The organism is Kribbella sp. CA-245084 (assembly GCF_050942355.1).
Classification (GTDB): domain Bacteria; phylum Actinomycetota; class Actinomycetes; order Propionibacteriales; family Kribbellaceae; genus Kribbella.
Window position 1 is genome coordinate 1,883,860 of record NZ_CP192053.1, and the last position, 15,780, is coordinate 1,899,639.

The 15,780-nt window shown below is 66.9% G+C and carries 15 protein-coding genes and 1 pseudogene; 10 read left to right on the top strand and 6 right to left on the bottom strand.

The features are described from left to right. Positions 1 to 307: 307 nt before the first annotated feature. The 3 genes from ACQPYH_RS09240 to ACQPYH_RS09250 are packed head-to-tail and all read right to left on the bottom strand — an operon-like array spanning position 308 to position 3,608. Entirely contained in the window at positions 308 to 2,188 is a 1,881-nt protein-coding gene (locus tag ACQPYH_RS09240) for a ricin-type beta-trefoil lectin domain protein (RefSeq protein WP_432889034.1), read from the bottom strand. Next, complete coding sequence (locus ACQPYH_RS09245; RefSeq protein ID WP_432889036.1) at positions 2,185 to 3,396, bottom strand: NosD domain-containing protein; 1,212 nt, start codon at positions 3,394 to 3,396, stop codon at positions 2,185 to 2,187. The genes ACQPYH_RS09240 and ACQPYH_RS09245 overlap by 4 nt, the downstream gene beginning before the upstream one ends. Before the next feature lie 38 nt (positions 3,397 to 3,434). After that, positions 3,435 to 3,608, bottom strand: coding sequence for a hypothetical protein (locus tag ACQPYH_RS09250; RefSeq protein WP_432889038.1), 174 nt, complete (start codon positions 3,606 to 3,608; stop codon positions 3,435 to 3,437). A gap of 219 nt (positions 3,609 to 3,827) precedes the next feature. On the opposite strand from ACQPYH_RS09250, the gene ACQPYH_RS09255 reads away from it, so the two are divergent. The 8 genes and pseudogenes from ACQPYH_RS09255 (at position 3,828) to ACQPYH_RS09290 (ending at position 10,554) form a co-directional block, all read left to right on the top strand. Further along, the gene (locus ACQPYH_RS09255) at positions 3,828 to 5,138 is read left to right on the top strand and encodes an ABC transporter substrate-binding protein (protein ID WP_432889040.1); all 1,311 of its coding nucleotides are present in this window, start codon (positions 3,828 to 3,830) and stop codon (positions 5,136 to 5,138) included. A 33-nt stretch (positions 5,139 to 5,171) separates the two neighbouring features. Continuing rightward, positions 5,172 to 6,062: a carbohydrate ABC transporter permease gene (locus ACQPYH_RS09260; protein WP_432889042.1), complete on the top strand. Its 891-nt coding sequence runs from the start codon at positions 5,172 to 5,174 to the stop codon at positions 6,060 to 6,062. Continuing rightward, positions 6,059 to 6,898: a carbohydrate ABC transporter permease gene (locus ACQPYH_RS09265; protein ID WP_432889044.1), complete on the top strand. Its 840-nt coding sequence runs from the start codon at positions 6,059 to 6,061 to the stop codon at positions 6,896 to 6,898. Before ACQPYH_RS09260 ends, ACQPYH_RS09265 begins: the two co-directional genes overlap by 4 nt. Before the next feature lie 35 nt (positions 6,899 to 6,933). After that, positions 6,934 to 8,055, top strand: coding sequence for a glycoside hydrolase family 172 protein (locus ACQPYH_RS09270; protein ID WP_432889046.1), 1,122 nt, complete (start codon positions 6,934 to 6,936; stop codon positions 8,053 to 8,055). Continuing rightward, the gene (locus ACQPYH_RS09275) at positions 8,055 to 9,113 is read left to right on the top strand and encodes a LacI family DNA-binding transcriptional regulator (protein ID WP_432889047.1); all 1,059 of its coding nucleotides are present in this window, start codon (positions 8,055 to 8,057) and stop codon (positions 9,111 to 9,113) included. The genes ACQPYH_RS09270 and ACQPYH_RS09275 overlap by 1 nt, the downstream gene beginning before the upstream one ends. Positions 9,114 to 9,176: 63 nt before the next feature. After that, the gene (locus tag ACQPYH_RS09280) at positions 9,177 to 9,746 is read left to right on the top strand and encodes a carboxymuconolactone decarboxylase family protein (RefSeq protein WP_432889049.1); all 570 of its coding nucleotides are present in this window, start codon (positions 9,177 to 9,179) and stop codon (positions 9,744 to 9,746) included. Further along, positions 9,739 to 9,873 (top strand): annotated as a pseudogene (locus ACQPYH_RS09285) (helix-turn-helix domain-containing protein); the annotation flags it as partial. The gene ACQPYH_RS09280 and the pseudogene ACQPYH_RS09285, both read left to right, overlap by 8 nt. Positions 9,874 to 9,876: 3 nt before the next feature. Then, positions 9,877 to 10,554, top strand: a complete 678-nt coding sequence (locus ACQPYH_RS09290) for a hypothetical protein (protein ID WP_432894364.1) — start codon at positions 9,877 to 9,879, stop codon at positions 10,552 to 10,554. Here the strand turns inward: ACQPYH_RS09290 and nadB are convergent. Genes nadB through nadC form a run of 3 tightly spaced genes read right to left on the bottom strand, consistent with a single transcriptional unit; the run spans position 10,536 to position 13,923 of the window. After that, positions 10,536 to 12,044, bottom strand: a complete 1,509-nt coding sequence (gene nadB / locus ACQPYH_RS09295) for an L-aspartate oxidase (protein ID WP_432889051.1) — start codon at positions 12,042 to 12,044, stop codon at positions 10,536 to 10,538. The two genes, ACQPYH_RS09290 and nadB, sit on opposite strands and share 19 nt — an antisense overlap. Next, positions 12,041 to 13,015 carry a quinolinate synthase NadA gene (gene nadA / locus ACQPYH_RS09300; protein ID WP_432889053.1) on the bottom strand — a complete coding sequence of 325 codons (975 nt, stop codon included), beginning with the start codon at positions 13,013 to 13,015 and terminating at the stop codon, positions 12,041 to 12,043. The genes nadB and nadA overlap by 4 nt, the downstream gene beginning before the upstream one ends. 53 nt (positions 13,016 to 13,068) lie before the next feature. Continuing rightward, on the bottom strand, positions 13,069 to 13,923 hold the full coding sequence (gene nadC, locus ACQPYH_RS09305) for a carboxylating nicotinate-nucleotide diphosphorylase (protein WP_432889055.1): 855 nt from the start codon (positions 13,921 to 13,923) through the stop codon (positions 13,069 to 13,071). 71 nt (positions 13,924 to 13,994) lie between these two features. Between nadC and ACQPYH_RS09310 the strand changes: the two genes are divergently transcribed. Both ACQPYH_RS09310 and ACQPYH_RS09315 read left to right on the top strand, forming a co-directional pair. Next, complete coding sequence (locus ACQPYH_RS09310; protein WP_432889057.1) at positions 13,995 to 14,699, top strand: NUDIX hydrolase; 705 nt, start codon at positions 13,995 to 13,997, stop codon at positions 14,697 to 14,699. Between the two features lie 59 nt (positions 14,700 to 14,758). After that, complete coding sequence (locus tag ACQPYH_RS09315) at positions 14,759 to 15,775, top strand: aldo/keto reductase (RefSeq protein ID WP_432889059.1); 1,017 nt, start codon at positions 14,759 to 14,761, stop codon at positions 15,773 to 15,775. Positions 15,776 to 15,780 lie beyond the last annotated feature (5 nt).

Here is a 15,780-nt window from a genome sequence, read left to right on the forward strand (position 1 = left end):
TGACCCCAACACCTGTGAGACCGAAGCCAGCGGTGGCCCAGGTCCGAGGTTGCCCCCAGGCCCGGCTCCTGCGACGAGCCCAGCGCGCGACGCGGGCCGACCGAACAACGCGCCCTGAGTTCCCGGGGAAGCCGGAGATTTCGGTCGCCGGACGGCGGACAGCACCTGCCGACTGACACTGGACCGCCGGACCCCAGCCGTGCACCCAACTGCCCTTCTATCTTTTCGTCTTTCCGTTTCTTTCTTGTACTTTCTCTTCAGAGCTTCTGAATAACCCTCTTAATTCTGGACGGTCCGGGATCCCGGTTCACGTCGTGTGGTCGGGGCCGACCCAGCTTTGGTTGCGGGTTCCTACGCAGTCGTAGATCTGTAGTTGGCGGCCGTTGGTGAAGTCGGCCTCGGGTAGGTCCAGGCACCGCCCGGAGGTCAGGTTGATCAGCGTGCCGAAGTTTCCTTGGCGCCAGTTCTGATTGCCGTCGCCCGAGCAGGTCGCGACGTGCACCAAGGTCAGGTTCGCCGTCTGGCCGGACGGAACCTCCAGGCAGACTCCTCCTGTCTTGAGCTCGCCCAGGCTGTCGAGACTCCAGGTCTGGTTGGCGTTCGCCAGACACGTCCACAGCTGGACGTTGCCGCTGGCAACGTCGCGGTCGACGCACATGTCCTGCCGCGTGGTCGAGACGATCGCGCCGGCCGGAGCTGTGCCTTCGGGGGCGGGAGTCCAGGTCGACCCGATCGGGGAGAAGCTGAGCGATGTCAGCGTGACGGCGCCGCCCACGGCGTACAACCTGATCCCGAGGCTCCCAGCCGAGGAGTCGAAGGCGACGTTGTCGCTCACGACGGTCTTCCCGCCATTGCCGAAGACCTCGAGCTGCCCGCGGTCCACCAGCATCCTGATCGTGACCAGGTTCGAGATCGGCGGCATCGACGCCCCGTAGAGGGTTTGAGCCGCGACCGAGTACGCAACTGTGCGATCGCTCGACCCGTCCGAGCGTGCGTGCAGCCGGAAGCCGAACTCCGAGGCGGTGACGCCGCCGAGGTCGAACTGCGCGCTGATCTCGTACGTGTCGGCCGAAACACCGCTGAGCGGGTCGGTCAACGGATCCGTCGTGATCGTGCGCGATCCCCACGTCTGCGTCGACGTACGGATGGTCGAGATCTCGCTCACCGGATTGCGGGTGATGCGGATGCCCTCCGGATAGGTCTTCAGCGCGAGCTCGACCGGGAAGGACGCGTTTCCGGTCCAGGTCACCCCGACGTTGCTCGGCTGCCAGGCCATCTGCACGACGCGGCCGTTCGGCAGCTGGTTGAAGGTCTGGGGCGCGTACCAGGTGGACGGCGGGAAGGCCCCACCGGAGATGCCCCACTCCATCCGCTGCTGGGTCGTGGAGTCGGCCACGAACAGACCGTTCGCGTCGAGTGAGCCGATGACGTACTCGCCGCTCGCATCCTGGAGAACCCACTTCTTCGAAGCGGAATTCCCATCCACCGGCAGTTGGTAGAGGTCGGGACATTCGACGAACCAGCTGGCCGAGTAGGCGCCGCGGTACGTCCAGTCGAGCAGATTGGTCGAGGTGTAGAAGGCGGCGCCAGTCCCGGCCCGGAACGTGACGAGCTCCCAGCGACTGTGGTCCGGGTCCCATTGCACCTTCGGGTCGCGGCTCTCGACCGGGTCGGTGATGACCTTCGCCCCGCCGTTGTACATCTGGAACGTCTTCGCCCCGTCGGTCGAGTACGCGATGCTCACGCCGTCGGTGTTGGTGAACAGCAGGATCGGGTCGTCGGACCCGACCTTCAAGCCGGTCACGTTGTTCACGTCGACCCAGCCCGAGCCCGACCAGAGATTGCCGCTCTGCACACCCGGTTCGAGCGTGATCGGTTGCTGCGTCCAGTGCACCAGGTCTGTGCTCGTCGCGTGCCCCCAGTGCACCGCCGCGTCCCAGCCGAGCCCGTGCGGGTTGTGCTGGAAGAAGAGGTGGTACACACCGCGGTAGTACAGCGGGGCGTTGATGTCGTTCATGAATCCGTTCTGCGGGCTGAAGTGGAACTGACCACGGAACGGCTCGGTGTAGTCGGTGGCGGCGTACGGATACTCCGGATAGTCCGACGGTGAACCGGCCACGGCGGCCGGGACCGCCGTGAGACCGATGAAGACAAGCACCCAGGCCAGGAAGGCGGCGACCCGGGTCATGGCGTGGCTCGGAAGCCGTACGTCGCTCCGCTCAGGGCCTGGAACTCCGCGGTGCTGCCGCAGTCGAGGACCTTGGTGTTGACGGTCGACCCATCGAGCACGACCGTGTGTACGCCGACGTTCGCGGCCGTGTGGTTGGTTGCGACGTAGTTGTTGCTCCCCGACTTCACCAGGACCATCGTCGGGGTCGCGCCGGACGGCGTGATGTTCGCGGACGGTACGTCGAACGAGAAGTGATTGCCGACCACGGTGTTGCCGCTGCCGTTGAGCTGCACCAGCCCGAACAGATCGTCGAGCCCGTTGTTGAAGCCCGTCATCGCCGGGAACGATTCGGGGACCCGGAGGAAGTGGTTCGACCCGATCAGGTTGTTGTGGCAGGCGCCCTCGAACTGGATCATCCCCGAATAGAAGGCATGCAGGCGGTTCGCGCTGATGTTGTTGTTCGTGGAGTTCTTCAGGTGCACCGAGCTCTTGCCCCGGGGGAAGATGTTGTTCCCGGAGATGATCAGGCCGAAGTGGCCCTCGGCGAAGATCGAGAAGCCGACGTAGCCGGCGCCGATCATGTTGTCGTTGACCATGCTGGCCTGCCCGGAGCCGACCAGCTCGATACAGTTGCCGTTCTCGCAGAGGAAGTTGCCCTGGATGTGCAGCGCGTCGGCGTCGGTGATCACGATCCCGCGCTCCAGGTAGATCATCCCCATGCCGCGGATCCGCAAGGAGTCGGTGGCTGTTGTCGACCGGATCCCGATCTTGCCGTTGAGGTAGCTGTTCTGGTTCGGCGTGAACGACAGGCCGTCCAGACAGAAGTCCAGCAATTCGATCGAGCTGAGCCGGGGGTCGCCGCTGCGGCTGATCAGGATGGCCTCGGCGTTCCCGTCGGTGTTCTCCACCCGGATCCGGCTGCCGCCCGGCCAGATCTCGTGCCAGCCGGACGTGTCGCCGGAGTTGTACCGGATGCTCGACGAGGTGAAGCCGTGCCCGGATCCCTTGATTTGCAGGTAGCTGATGTCGATCACGATGCGCGTCTTGAGCGAGTAGTCACCCGGCGGGATGTAGATGACCGCTCCGGGCTTGGAGGCCTGTGTCGGCTGGTTCGTCTTGATGTCGGCGATGATGCTGTTCACGATCGCGCCGATGTCGGTGTAGGCGGTGGTCGATGGGCTGGCGGAGATCGTCCAGGTGGTGACGTCGTAGATCGTCGAGGGCATCGTCGTCTCTTTCTTGGGGTGAGCGGCGGGGTGAGCGGTCAGAGCAGGCCGAGGAGGGTGTTGTGCGGTCGCGGCTCCGCGGCCACGACAGTGGCGGCGGCGGCCGCCGGCGCGCTCGGGAGCTGGAGATAGCCGGCGGCGCTCACGGCAGCCGCGGCGGCCAGGAAGAGGCGGCGCGACAGACGTGCGTCCGGCGGGGTGGAGGAGTTCACGGCGGCTCCTTCGAGAGATTGCCAAAAGGTTTTGGCAGAGCGGAATTGATCCGAAGGTAGGACCGCCGCCGGACGGCGGCAAGATCGTCCGCGATGCCAAAAGTTTTGGCACCTGTTTGGCAGAAGTTTGGCGTTGACCGAGCGGCTCCGGCTGTCGAACACTGCTGCCAAGACGTTTTGCCAAAACGTTTAACCACAAGCCTTGAACGGAGTCGGAGCATGAAGCTTCGCAGCACGAGCGGTCGTCTCCGGACCGCGATGGCCGGCATTGCCGTCGCCACGAGTTTGATTCTTGCCATCGCCGGCTGCGGTGCCGGTGGGAGCTCGGCGGGCGCCGCCGGCAAGCTCACCGTCCTGGTGGAGGGCGGCGGCAAGGCCGAGCTCCAGCCGATCGCCGATCTCTACCAGAAGCAGACCGGCACCACGGTCGAACTGGTCGAACTGCCCTACGACGGTCTCTACGACCGGATCCAGACCGAACTCGGCTCCGGCAAGACGTCGTTCGACGTCGCGGCGCTCGACGCCATCTGGCTGAGCGCGTTCTCGGCCGGTGTCTCGCCGCTCGACGACCTGTTCACCGACGAGGTGAAGCGCGATCTGTTCCCGGGCCTGGTGACCGAGGCGCAGGTCGGCGGGTCGTACGTCGGGATGCCGGTCTGGACGAACTCCGAGATTCTCTACTACCGGACCGACTTGTTCGGCGACCCGAAGGAGAAGGCCGCGTTCCAGGCGAAGTACGGGTACCCGCTCGTGCCGCCGACGACGTGGAAGCAGTACCAGGACGTGGCCCAGTTCTTCACCCGCGACACGAACGGCGACGGCCAGACCGATCTGTACGGCACCGATGTGAAGGGTGCGGTCGAGACGGAATGGCTGGCCACGGTGTCGCAGACCGGCGAGAAGACGATGGTTCTCGATCCGAAGAGCGGCGACGTCACCATCGACGACGCCGATCACCTGGCAGCGTTGAACTTCTACACCAGCTTGTTGCCCTATGCACCGCCCGGCGCCGCCCAGCTCGACTGGGCCGGATCGCAGAACCTCTTCTACCAGGGCAAGCTCGCGATGATGCGCTTCTGGGGACACGCCTACACCCAGACCCCGGCCAACGCCGCGGTGAAGGGCAAGATCGGTGTCGCTCCGATGATCGCGGGGCCTGGCGGCATCGCCGGCGTACCGGGCGCGTGGTACCTCTCGGTGCCGAAGGCAACCGATAAGCAGGCCGAGGCCAAGAAGTTCGTCGCCTTCGCCTACGCGCACAACGACCTCTCGATCAAGACCTCCTTAGGTCTGGTATCGCGGATCTCGGCGTTCGAGTCGCAGGCCGGTGTCGCCGGGCACGAGAACTACCCGGCCATCCTCACGACGCTGAAGTCTCCCGCGACGATCGCGCGGCCGGCCACACCGAAGTGGCAGCAGATCGTGACCTCGGTGCTGACGCCGATGCTGCAGAAGGCGGTCGTGAAGGGCGCGGACAACGCGGCACTACTGAAACAGGCGAAGGCGCAGATCCAAGCCATCGTCAAGTAGACCGCCGTACCTGCGACCCCGAAGGACACTCCTGTGCGCCTCACCGACCGCCGGTTCGCGCTCGTACTGATCGCGCCGGCCGCAGTGTTCCTCGCCGCGTTCGTGGCGTGGCCACTGCTCAGATTCGTCTCGAACGCGTTCTACGAGATCTCGCCGATGGCCGGCGGCCCACGGAAGTTCGTGGGTTTCGAGAACTTCGCGACCGCGTTCAGTTCGCCGGCGTTCCAAGGAGCGGCGCTGCGGACGATCGTCTACACGGTCATCGTGGTCGCGCTCGAGTTCACCTTCGGGCTTGCCGTGGCGCTGGTCTTCGCAGCGCTCGGCAGCCGGTCGGCGGTGTTCCGGACCGTCTTCATGTACCCGCTGATGGTCGCCCCGGTGGTCGCCGGCCTGCTGTGGCGATTCCTGCTCATCGACAACTTCGGCATTCTCAACGAGCTGCTGCGCCGGATCGGACTGCTGCACAGCACGGACCAGATCGGCTGGCTGAGCAACCCGAAGATCGCGTTGTTCGCGGTGGCGATGCCCGACATCTGGCTGACGACCTCGTTCATCACGCTGGTCCTGTTCGCGGGCCTGCAGAACGTGCCGGGTGATGTCATCGAGGCCGCTCGCATCGACGGTGTGCGGTTCCCGACGCTGCTGCTCCGGATCATCCTGCCGCTGCTGCGGCCGGTGATCGCCGTGGCGCTGATCGTTCGCGGCATCGATGCGGCCCGGGCGTTCGACATCATCCTGATCCAGACCAACGGCGGGCCACAGGACAGTACGACGACCCTCAGCCTGCTGATCTACCGCACGATGACGCGCAACGGGGATCCAGGCCTGGCGAGCGCCATGGGCACCGTCTATCTGATCGTGATGCTCGCGGTCGCCGCGATCGCGATCTTCGCGATCTGGCGGCCCGGAGGTGATGAAGCATGAACGGCCTCGAAACCCGTCGCCGCCCGACGCGCATCATCCTCTGGGTCGCGCTCGCTGCGGTGCTGGTGCTGTACGGCTTTCCGTTCGTCTACCTCCTGCTGACCTCGTTCAAGACGCCGCTGGACGCGATCGCCGTACCGCCCCAGGTGTTGCCGTCGCAGTGGACCCTCGACAACTACGTCGCCGCCCTCAGCAAGGAAGGCGTCGTACCGGCGCTGATCAACAGCGTCGCGACCGCAGTTCTCAGTACGGCGTTCTCACTCGCGCTCGGGGTGCCCGCGGCGTACGCGATCACCCGCTTTCGAACGCCGAGCGGGCGGATCTTCGTGGTCGCGGCGCTGGTCACCCGGATGGTGCCGACGATCGCCGTCGGGGCGCCGCTGGTCGAGACGATGCGGCGGCTCGGCATCTCCGACACCACGATCGGATTGGCGATCGCGCACACCACGATCTCGCTACCGCTGTCGATCTGGCTGATGTCGAGCTTCTTCGAGGCGGTTCCCATCGAGCTGGAAGAGGCCGCCAAGGTCGACGGCAGCGATCGGCTGCAGGCCTTCCGGCACGTCGTCCTGCCGGTGGTCTCCGGCGGCCTGGCGGTCACGGCCATCTTCGCGTTCCTCGCGTCCTGGAACGAGTTCCTGTTCGCGCTCCTGCTCACGTCGGTCCGGGCGCAGACCACGCCGATCGTGATCGCCAACTTCCAGACCCAGTTCGGCCTCGACTGGGGCGGCATGACCGCGCTCTCGGCGGTGTACTCCGTCCCCGTCATCCTGCTCACCCTCGGGCTCCAGCGACACATCGTCGCCGGCCTGACCCTCGGCGCCGTCAAGGGCTGACACCTCTCACCGTTTCTGAGAAAGATGGAGAAGATATGGAATTCTGGCAACCCAACAGCCCGCTCGGCGGCCTGGCCCATGTGAAGTCCGGCCGGTCGCGGCGCGAGTCGAGCTGGGACCGCACCGGCGGCAACCGGGACTTCGCGGTGGTGCCCGCGGGCGAGACCTTCGTGATCGCCGACATCGCCGGCGCCGGGCGGATCGAGCACATCTGGCTCACGACCCGCTGCTATTCGGAGAAGTACCTGCGCAAGCTCGTGATCGAGATGTTCTGGGACGGGGAGGAGAATCCGAGCGTACGCGCGCCGCTCGGCGACTTCTTCGGTGTCGGGCACGCGGTCGCGAAGCACTACATCTCCCTTCCGCTGAACGCCGTGTTCGGGCCCCGGCGCGGTCCCAAGGGGCCGTTCGCGGCCGCGATGAACAGCTACTTCCCGATGCCGTTCGGCAGCCAGGCGAAGATCCAGATCCGCAACGAGAGCGATCAGCCGATCGAGAACCTCTTCTACTACGTCGATTACGAGCTCAGTGAACAGCCGATCCCGGACGACGTGGCCCGCTTCCACGCGTACTACCGGCAGGAGAAGCCGACAACCGCCGTACGGCACACCACCGATCTCGAGAACCCGGCGCCGTGGGACCTGCCGGGGACGAATCTGACCGGTGACGACAATTACGTGATTCTCGATGCGACCGGCACGGGGCACTACGTTGGCTGCGTGCTCAGCATCGACAACTTCGACGCCTCCAACCAGGTGTTCTCCTGGCCGGGCGAGGGCGACGACATGTTCTTCATCGACGGGGAGGTGTGGCCGCCGTCGTTGCACGGGACCGGCACGGAGGACTACTTCGGTGCGGCCTGGGGATTCCCGAGCGGTGAGTACGCCGGGCCGTACCACGGCATCACACTCGGTGCGAGCCCGCAGGAGCACTTCGGACTGTGGAGCATGTTCCGCTGGCACATCGAGGACCCGGTCCGGTTCGAGCAGAGCCTGCGGGTGTCGATCGAGCACGGACACGCCAACGACCAGGGCAACGACTACTCCAGCGTCGCTTACTGGTACCAGTTGGGCGAGCACGCCCCGCATGCCGATCTTCCTCCGGTCGAGGAGCGGCTGCCGCGACGATGGCCGGAACACGGACTGTGGGACGAGTAATGCCTGACGAGGATGTGGTCGTGCCGAAGGTGGGCATCCGGGATGTCGCACGCGCCGCGGGCGTGTCCGTCACGACGGTCTCTCATGTGCTCAACGAGACTCCACATACCCGGACGAGCGAGGCGACCCGGGACCGGGTGCGTTCGATCGCGCGGGACCTCGGCTACACCCCGAACCGGCTCGCCCGCGGTCTGCGAACCCGTACGTCGGACATGATCGGGCTGCTCACCGAGGAGATCGCGACCACCCCGCACGCCGGCCGGATCATCCTCGGTGCGCAGGAGGAGGCGAGCCGGCACAACCTCACGCTCGCGATCATCAACTCGCATCTCGACGCCGGCGCGGACGCCCGCCGCGCCGACGCCCGGGCCCTGATCGAGCGTCAGGTGGACGGCATCATCTACGCGACGGTGTTCCACCACGAGGTGTCGGTGCCGCGCGAGTTGCGCGCGGTGCCGGCGGTGTTGATAGGAGCCTTGGACCGGCAGGGCGTCGTACCCGCCGTCCTGCCGGACGAGGCCAGTGGCGCGGCCGATCTCGTCGCCCTGCTGGTCGACGCCGGGCATCGGCGCATCGCGTTCGCGAACTCGAGCATCGAAGTTCCAGCCACGCAGGGGCGCTTGGTCGGCTACCTCCGGGGCCTCGAGGAGGCAGGCATCCCACGGGACGACCGGCTCATCGCGTCGGGCGTCTCGGAGGCGGCCGGAGGATACGAGGCGAGTCTCGAACTGCTCGATCGCGAGGACAGGCCGACCGCGATCTTCTGTTACAACGACCGGATGGCGATGGGCGCCTACCGGGCGGCCCAGGAGCTCGGACTGCGAATTCCTGACGGCATCTCGATCGTCGGCTTCGACGACCAGGCACCGATCGCGGCCAGTGTGTACCCGGCGCTGACCACAGTCGCCCTGCCGCATTACGAGATGGGTGCCTGGGCGGTTGCCACCCTGACTCGGCTCGTCCAGAGCAGCAGTACCTCGTGGTACCGCTCGACCCATCCGACCTGGCTGCCCTGCCCGGTCGTCCTGCGCGAGTCGGTCGCCCAGCTCAACCGTTGACGGCACTGGAATTTACCTCTGGGGGAATTGTTTCGAGGTAGGTGGCCGCGGAGTCTAGAGGTTGTGAACACTTACCAGATCTACACTCCAGACTCCGCGGCCGAGCCGTCGAAGGCGACTCTGCAGGTCCTGCAGGATGCCTTCGGGTTCGTGCCTGCTGTGGCAGGGCTGATGGCGAACTCGTCGCCGCTACTCAGCTCCTTCTTCGCGGCCTTCGGTCAGTTCCGTGGCTTCGGTACGTTCGGTGCAGACGAGCGGCAGGTACTGCTGCTGTCGAACGCGGTGGCCAACCGCAGCGAATGGGCGGTCGCGTTCCACACGCTCGAGGCGCTCGCGGATGGTGTCCAGCCGGACGTGGTCGAGGCGCTGCGACGTGGAGAGCTTCCTGAGGACCCGCGGATGGCTGCGTTGTCGAGGTTGACCCGGACATTGATCGACAAGCGCGGCCACCTGGACGACAGCGACGTCGCTGCCTTCACCGCGGCCGGCTTCACCGACGAACAGGTGCTGGAGGCAATCATCGGGGTGGCCGTCTCGACGATGACCAACTACACGGGCAACATCGCCCGACCCGACCTGGAGGAAGCGGTAGCGCCGCACGCTTGGAAACCGGAATACTCGACGGGTGGCTGAGGTCGGTGAATTGCTGAAGCACTGGAGAAGCGCTCGGAGGCTGAGTCAACTCGCGTTGGCCAGTGAGGCCGCGGTCTCCGTGCGCCACCTGTGTTTCGTCGAGACGGGGCGGTCGAATCCCAGTCGGTCGATGGTGCTCAAGTTGGCCGACGTGCTCGAGGTGCCGTTGCGTGAACGCAATACGTTGTTGCTCAGCGCCGGGTTCTCGCCGGAGTACCCGGAGTCGGCCCTCGACGAGCCGGCCCTGGCCGCCGTCAGGACCGCTCTCGACACGATCCTCGCGCAGCAGGAGCCGTTTCCGGCGCTGGTGATGGATCGCAGCTGGGACATCCGCAGTACGAACGCGGCCGCCCGCCGGTTCTTCGCGTTCCTCGATGACGGGAAGCCGGAGGGTCCACCGGGGCCGGCCAACGTGCTGCGCCGGATGTTTCACCCGGACGGCGTACGGCGGCACGTGGCGAACTGGCCGGAGGTCGCCGAAGCGCTGGTACGCCGGGCACGCCGCGAGGCGGTCGGCGGCGTGACCGACGAGCGTGCCCAGCGCATCCTCGAGGAGGTGCTGGACTACCCCGGCGTACCAGCGAATCTGCGGTCACTGGACGTGACGGCTCCCGTTCTCCCGATCGTGCCCATCCGCTACGTGTACGGGGACCAGCGGTTCGACTACTTCTCCACGGTCACCACCCTGGGCACGCCGCAGGACGTGACGCTGCAGGAACTGCGGATCGAGTGCTTCTTCCCGATGAACGACGAGACGAGGTCGGCGGCCCGCCAACTGGCCGCCGATCCTCAGACCTCCGAACGCTGAAGTTGGCGGGTGGTCGGGCGGTCTTCGTCGTCGAGGTGTACGACGATGTGGTCGTCCCAGCGCTTGTCGGAGTGGGGATGGTCCGAGCGCCAGTGGCAACCGCGACTGTCCTGGCGGGCGGTCGCTGCCACGATGACGGATCGCGCCACCGTCGCGAGCGGCCCGTTGCCTAGGGCATCGAGTTCGTCAGCGGCAGCATTCAGCCCTGCGCCGTCGCGACGGATACCGGCGTACCTGGTGAGGATCGCGCGGATCCGCTCCGGTTCGCGATCCTCGCCGAGCGGGACCTCGTGCGTGCGGCCGTGGTCCGCCGCCGGCAGGTCGAGCGTGAGGGCCGTGGCGACCCGGCGTCCGAAGACCAATCCCTCCAGCAGGCTGTTGGAGGCGAGCCGGTTGGCCCCGTGTACGCCGGTTGCGGCGACCTCGCCGACGGCGTACAGACCTGGTACGTCGGTTGCTCCGTTCCGATCGGTCCGAACGCCGCCGCACAGGAAGTGTTCGGCCGGCGCGACCGGGATCTGCTCGGACACCATGTCGACGCCGATCCGCGCGCAGGAGGCGAGCACGGTCGGGAATCGCCGCCGGATCACGTCGGGCGCGACACCTGTCGCGTCCAGCCAGACGTGGTCGGTTCCGTCCCGGCGCATCGTCGCCTCGATCGCCCGGGCGACGACGTCTCGCGGAGCCAGATCGGCTCGCGGGTGCAGTCCGTCCATGATCCTGCGGCCGTGAGCGTCTCGCAGTACGGCACCTTCGCCGCGGACGGCCTCGGTGACCAGAGGCAACTGACCACTGGTCTCACCGGTGTGGAGCGCGGTGGGGTGGAACTGGACAAACTCCATGTCCACCAGCGATGCGCCGGCTCGCAATGCCAGGGCGATGCCGTCACCGCGCACGGTCGACGGGTTGGTGCTCGCCAGGTATGCGTTGCCGATACCGCCCGTGGCCAGTACGACGGCGCGCGCGTCGAGCTGCGTGACCTGGCCGCCTGTCTCGACGAGCACGCCGACGATGCTTCCGGAGTCCGACTGCAGCAGGCCGACGGTCCGTCCGGTCATCGTCCGTACGCCGGTCTGCTGCAGGGCGGTCCGTAGCGCGCGATGCACCTCCGCGCCGGTGGCGTCACCGCCGGCGTGCACGATCCGGGGACGGCTGTGGCCGCCCTCCAGAGTTCTCGACAGCGATCCGTCGGCGTTGCGGTCGAAGTGAGCCCCGTGAGCGATGAGCTCGGCGAGCCGCTGCGGTCCTTCCTCGACCAGCGCCCGAACATTGCGGGGATCGCAGAATCCCGCGCCCGCGATGTCGGTGTCGCGCCAGTGGTCGAGAGGATCGTCCTCGCCGTACGCGGCCGAGACGCCACCCTGCGCCCAGGGCGTGCTGCCGTCGCCCGCGCTGAGCAGAAGTACGTCGCGAGTCGCGGCGAGACCGAGAGCGGTCGACAGGCCCGCCACGCCGGAGCCGATCACGACCACGTCCACGGCGCGCGTCATCGAGCACCCGCAGGCTTGCCGATGGCAACCATCCGCTCGACCGAACGCCGGGCCCGCTCGACGACCTCGGGCGGCAGCTCGATCTCGTCGCGTCCCTCCCGCAGGCATCGCACCAGCAGCTCCGGGGTGATCATCTTCATGAACTTGCACGAGGCCTTCGGGTTGACCGGGACGAAATTCGTTCGCTGGTTGACCTTGCGAAGCTGGTGGAGCATGCCGATCTCCGTCGCGATCAAGGCCGTCTTCGAGGTCAGGTTGCGAGCGGTGTCCAGCATGCCCGCGGTGGACAGGATGTGGGTCCGCTCGGCCGGCAGATCACCGACGCCGGCGAGCCAGATCGCCGACGACGCGCAGCCGCACTCGGGGTGCACGAGGACCTCGGCCTCGGGATCGGCCGCCACCTGCGCGCGCAGGTCGGCGGCGCTGATCCCGGCATGCACGTGGCACTCGCCCATCCAGACCTCGATGTTGTCCCGGCCGGTCTGGCGCCGGACATGCGCGCCGAGGAACTGGTCGGGCAGGAACAGGATCGGCTGATCCGCCGGGATCGAGTTCACCACCTCGACCGCGTTGGACGACGTACAGCAGACGTCGGCCTCGGCCTTCACCGCCGCGCTGGTGTTGACATAGGCAACGACCGCTGCGTCGGGGTGCTCGGCCTTCCAGGCCCGTAGCTGGTCGGCGTCGATGGTGTCCGCCAGCGAGCAACCCGCCTGAGCAGTCGGGATCAGCACGGTCTTGTCCGGGCTGAGGAGCTTGGCGGTCTCCGCCATGAAGTGCACGCCGCAGAACACGATCGTGGACGCGTCTGTTTCGGCAGCGATCCGCGACAGTGCGAGTGAGTCGCCGACGTGGTGGGCGACGTCCTGGATCGCCGGCTCCTGGTAGTTGTGGGCGAGGATCACCGCATCGCGCTCCTCGGCGAGGCGGCGTACCTCGTCCTGCCAGGTGATTGCTGTACCAACGGTCACAACAGGTCCTTCTCTCGGGAGATTTTCGCTTGACAGGCGATAACTGGGGATGGTTATGCGACCAGCAGGCTGATGTCGAGGGCTGTGGGGGAGTGGGTCAGGGCGCCGACCGACATGGCGTCGACACCGATGGCGGCGACGTCTGCGACGGTGTCGAGCGTGATGTTGCCGGAGGCCTCGAGCTTGGCGGTGGACCCGGAGCTGTCGCGCCACTCGATGATCCGGGCCATCTCATCGGCCGGCATGTTGTCCAGCAGGATCCACTCGACCCCGCAGTCGAGCGCCTCGCGGGCTTCCTCCGCGGTGGTGACCTCGACCTCGATCGCCATACCTCGGCCTTCCGCGATCATGCCGTCCCGGACCCGGCGTACGGCGGGGAGGACGCCACCGGCCGCGGCGAGGTGGTTCTCCTTGAGCAGGACCATGGCGGCCAGGTCGAGCCTGTGGTTCGTGCCGCCGCCGCAGTTGACGGCGTACTTGTCCATGGCCCGGAGGCCGGGCGCGGTCTTGCGGGTGTCGAGGAGCCGGACCGGGCGCGCTCCGATCGCAGCGACGAAGGCCGCCGTGAGGGTTGCGATACCGGACATCCGCTGGAGAAAGTTCAGCGCTACCCGCTCGCCGGTGATGATCGAGCGAGCCGATCCGCTGATCGTCGCCAGCGGCTGTCCGGGGAGAACCTGATCGCCGTCGGCGACAGCCGGCCGCACGGTGACGGCGGGATCGATCGCGGCGAACACGCCCTGCACGAGCGGCAGGCCGGCCACGCGACCCGCCTGCTTGGCGACCATCGTCGCCTCGACCTGTAGCTCGGCCGGGACGCTCCATCGCGTCGTGACGTCGTCCACCGCCTGGTCCTCGGCCAATGCGGCCGTCACCGCGGTCCGGACCGTCTCGGTTGTCAGTTGCATGTGTGACTCCGACCTTCCGTGATGTTTTCGCTTCAGAGGCGATAACTAGCTTGCACGCTACCATCGGCGTCGTGCCCACAGCCAAGAAAGGTGATCCGGTTAACTTCCAGAGTTATCCGCACGAGGTGTTGTCCGTGGTCCTGTCGGTCCGGGACGGCAGGTTGTGCGTCCTGCTGTGGAAGCGCGCACAGAACCCGTACGGCGGTCGCTGGGCCCTTCCCGGCGGCGGGGTAGAGCCCACGCAGCGGCTCCGGGATGCCATCACCAAGCACCTCGCGACGAAGGTCGACGTTCGCGACGTAGCGCACCTCGAGCAGCTGGCCACCCACAGCGCGATCGATCGCGATCCACGGGCCCGCGTCCTGGCGACGGCCTACCTCGGCCTGGTCCCGTCCGACGTACGGCCGGTGCTGCCGTCCGACACTGTCTGGCATCCGGTCGACGACCTGCCGCAGACCGCGTTCGACCATCACTTCTTCATCGATGCCGCCGTCGGACGGCTGCGCGCCAAGCTGTCGTACACGAACATCGGCTTCGCGCTGGCTCCCCGAGAGTTCACGATCGCCGAGCTGCGCGATCTGTTCGGGGCCGCACTGGGGTATGAGCTCGGCGCCACCAACCTCACCCGCGTCCTGACCCGACGCCACGTCATCGACCCGACCGCCCGCCGCTCCAGCCCCGGCCAGAGTGGCGGCCGCCCCGCAACCGTCTACACATTCGCAGCCCGCGAACTCACCGTCACGGACCCCTTCGCAGTACTCCGCCCACCCCGCTGACCGCACGCATCGTGGACATAGTCCACCCCTTTGGTTGACTCCGGGGAGAATCGGGTGCTGTGACGATCTACCGTGCGAACGACGAGCGATATCAGCGGCTCGAGTACCGGCGGGCCGGTGGATCAGGGCTGGTGCTTCCGGCGCTGTCGCTCGGGTTGTGGCAGAAGTTCGGCGCCGACTACCCGTTCGAGCGGCAGCGGGAGATCGTGCTGCATGCGTTCGACCTCGGCATCACCCATTTCGACAACGCGAACCGGTACGGTCCACCGCATCGGGCCGCCGAGCAGTTCTTCGGGCGGGTCCTGCGTGCCGACCTCGCGCCGTACCGGGATGAACTGATCCTGACCACGAAGGCCGGCAACCCGATCGGACCGAGCCCTTATCTCCGCGGCGGATCACGCAAGTCGCTGCTCGCGTCGCTCGACCACAGCCTGCGAGACCTCGGCACGGAGTACGTCGACATCTTCTATCACCACCGCTTCGATCCTTCGACGCCGTTGGACGAGACCGTTGGTGCGCTGGTGAGTGCCGTGCACCAGGGCAAGGCGCTGTACGTCGGCGTGTCGAACTACCCGACCGATCGTGCGCGCGAAGCGGCGGCGCTGTTGCGGAGCGCCGGCGTGCCGTTGCTCGTCCATCAACCGCGGTACTCGATCTTCGACCGTACTCCCGAGACCAGCGGGCTGCTCGACCTCGCGTCGGCCGAGGGATTCGGGCTGGTCGCCTACAGCCCCTTGGCGCAAGGGCTGTTGACGGACAAGTACCTGGACGGGACCGTCCCGCCGGACGCACGCGCCGCCGCCAGCGCCTTCCTCAAGCCGGAGCAGCTCGACGACGTCTACCGCGAGCGAGCCGCAGCGCTGAACAAGATCGCCCACGATCGCGGCCAGTCACTGGCTCAACTGGCCCTGCAATGGGTGCTGCGGCGGCCGGAGATCACCACCGCGCTGATCGGCGCGAGCTCCACCGCCCAACTGGATCACAACGTCGCTGCGCTCGACTTCCCGGTGCTGACGGACGAGGATCTCGCCCGCATCGATCAGTACGGCATCCACGGCACCGCACAGCGGTCCTGACCCGA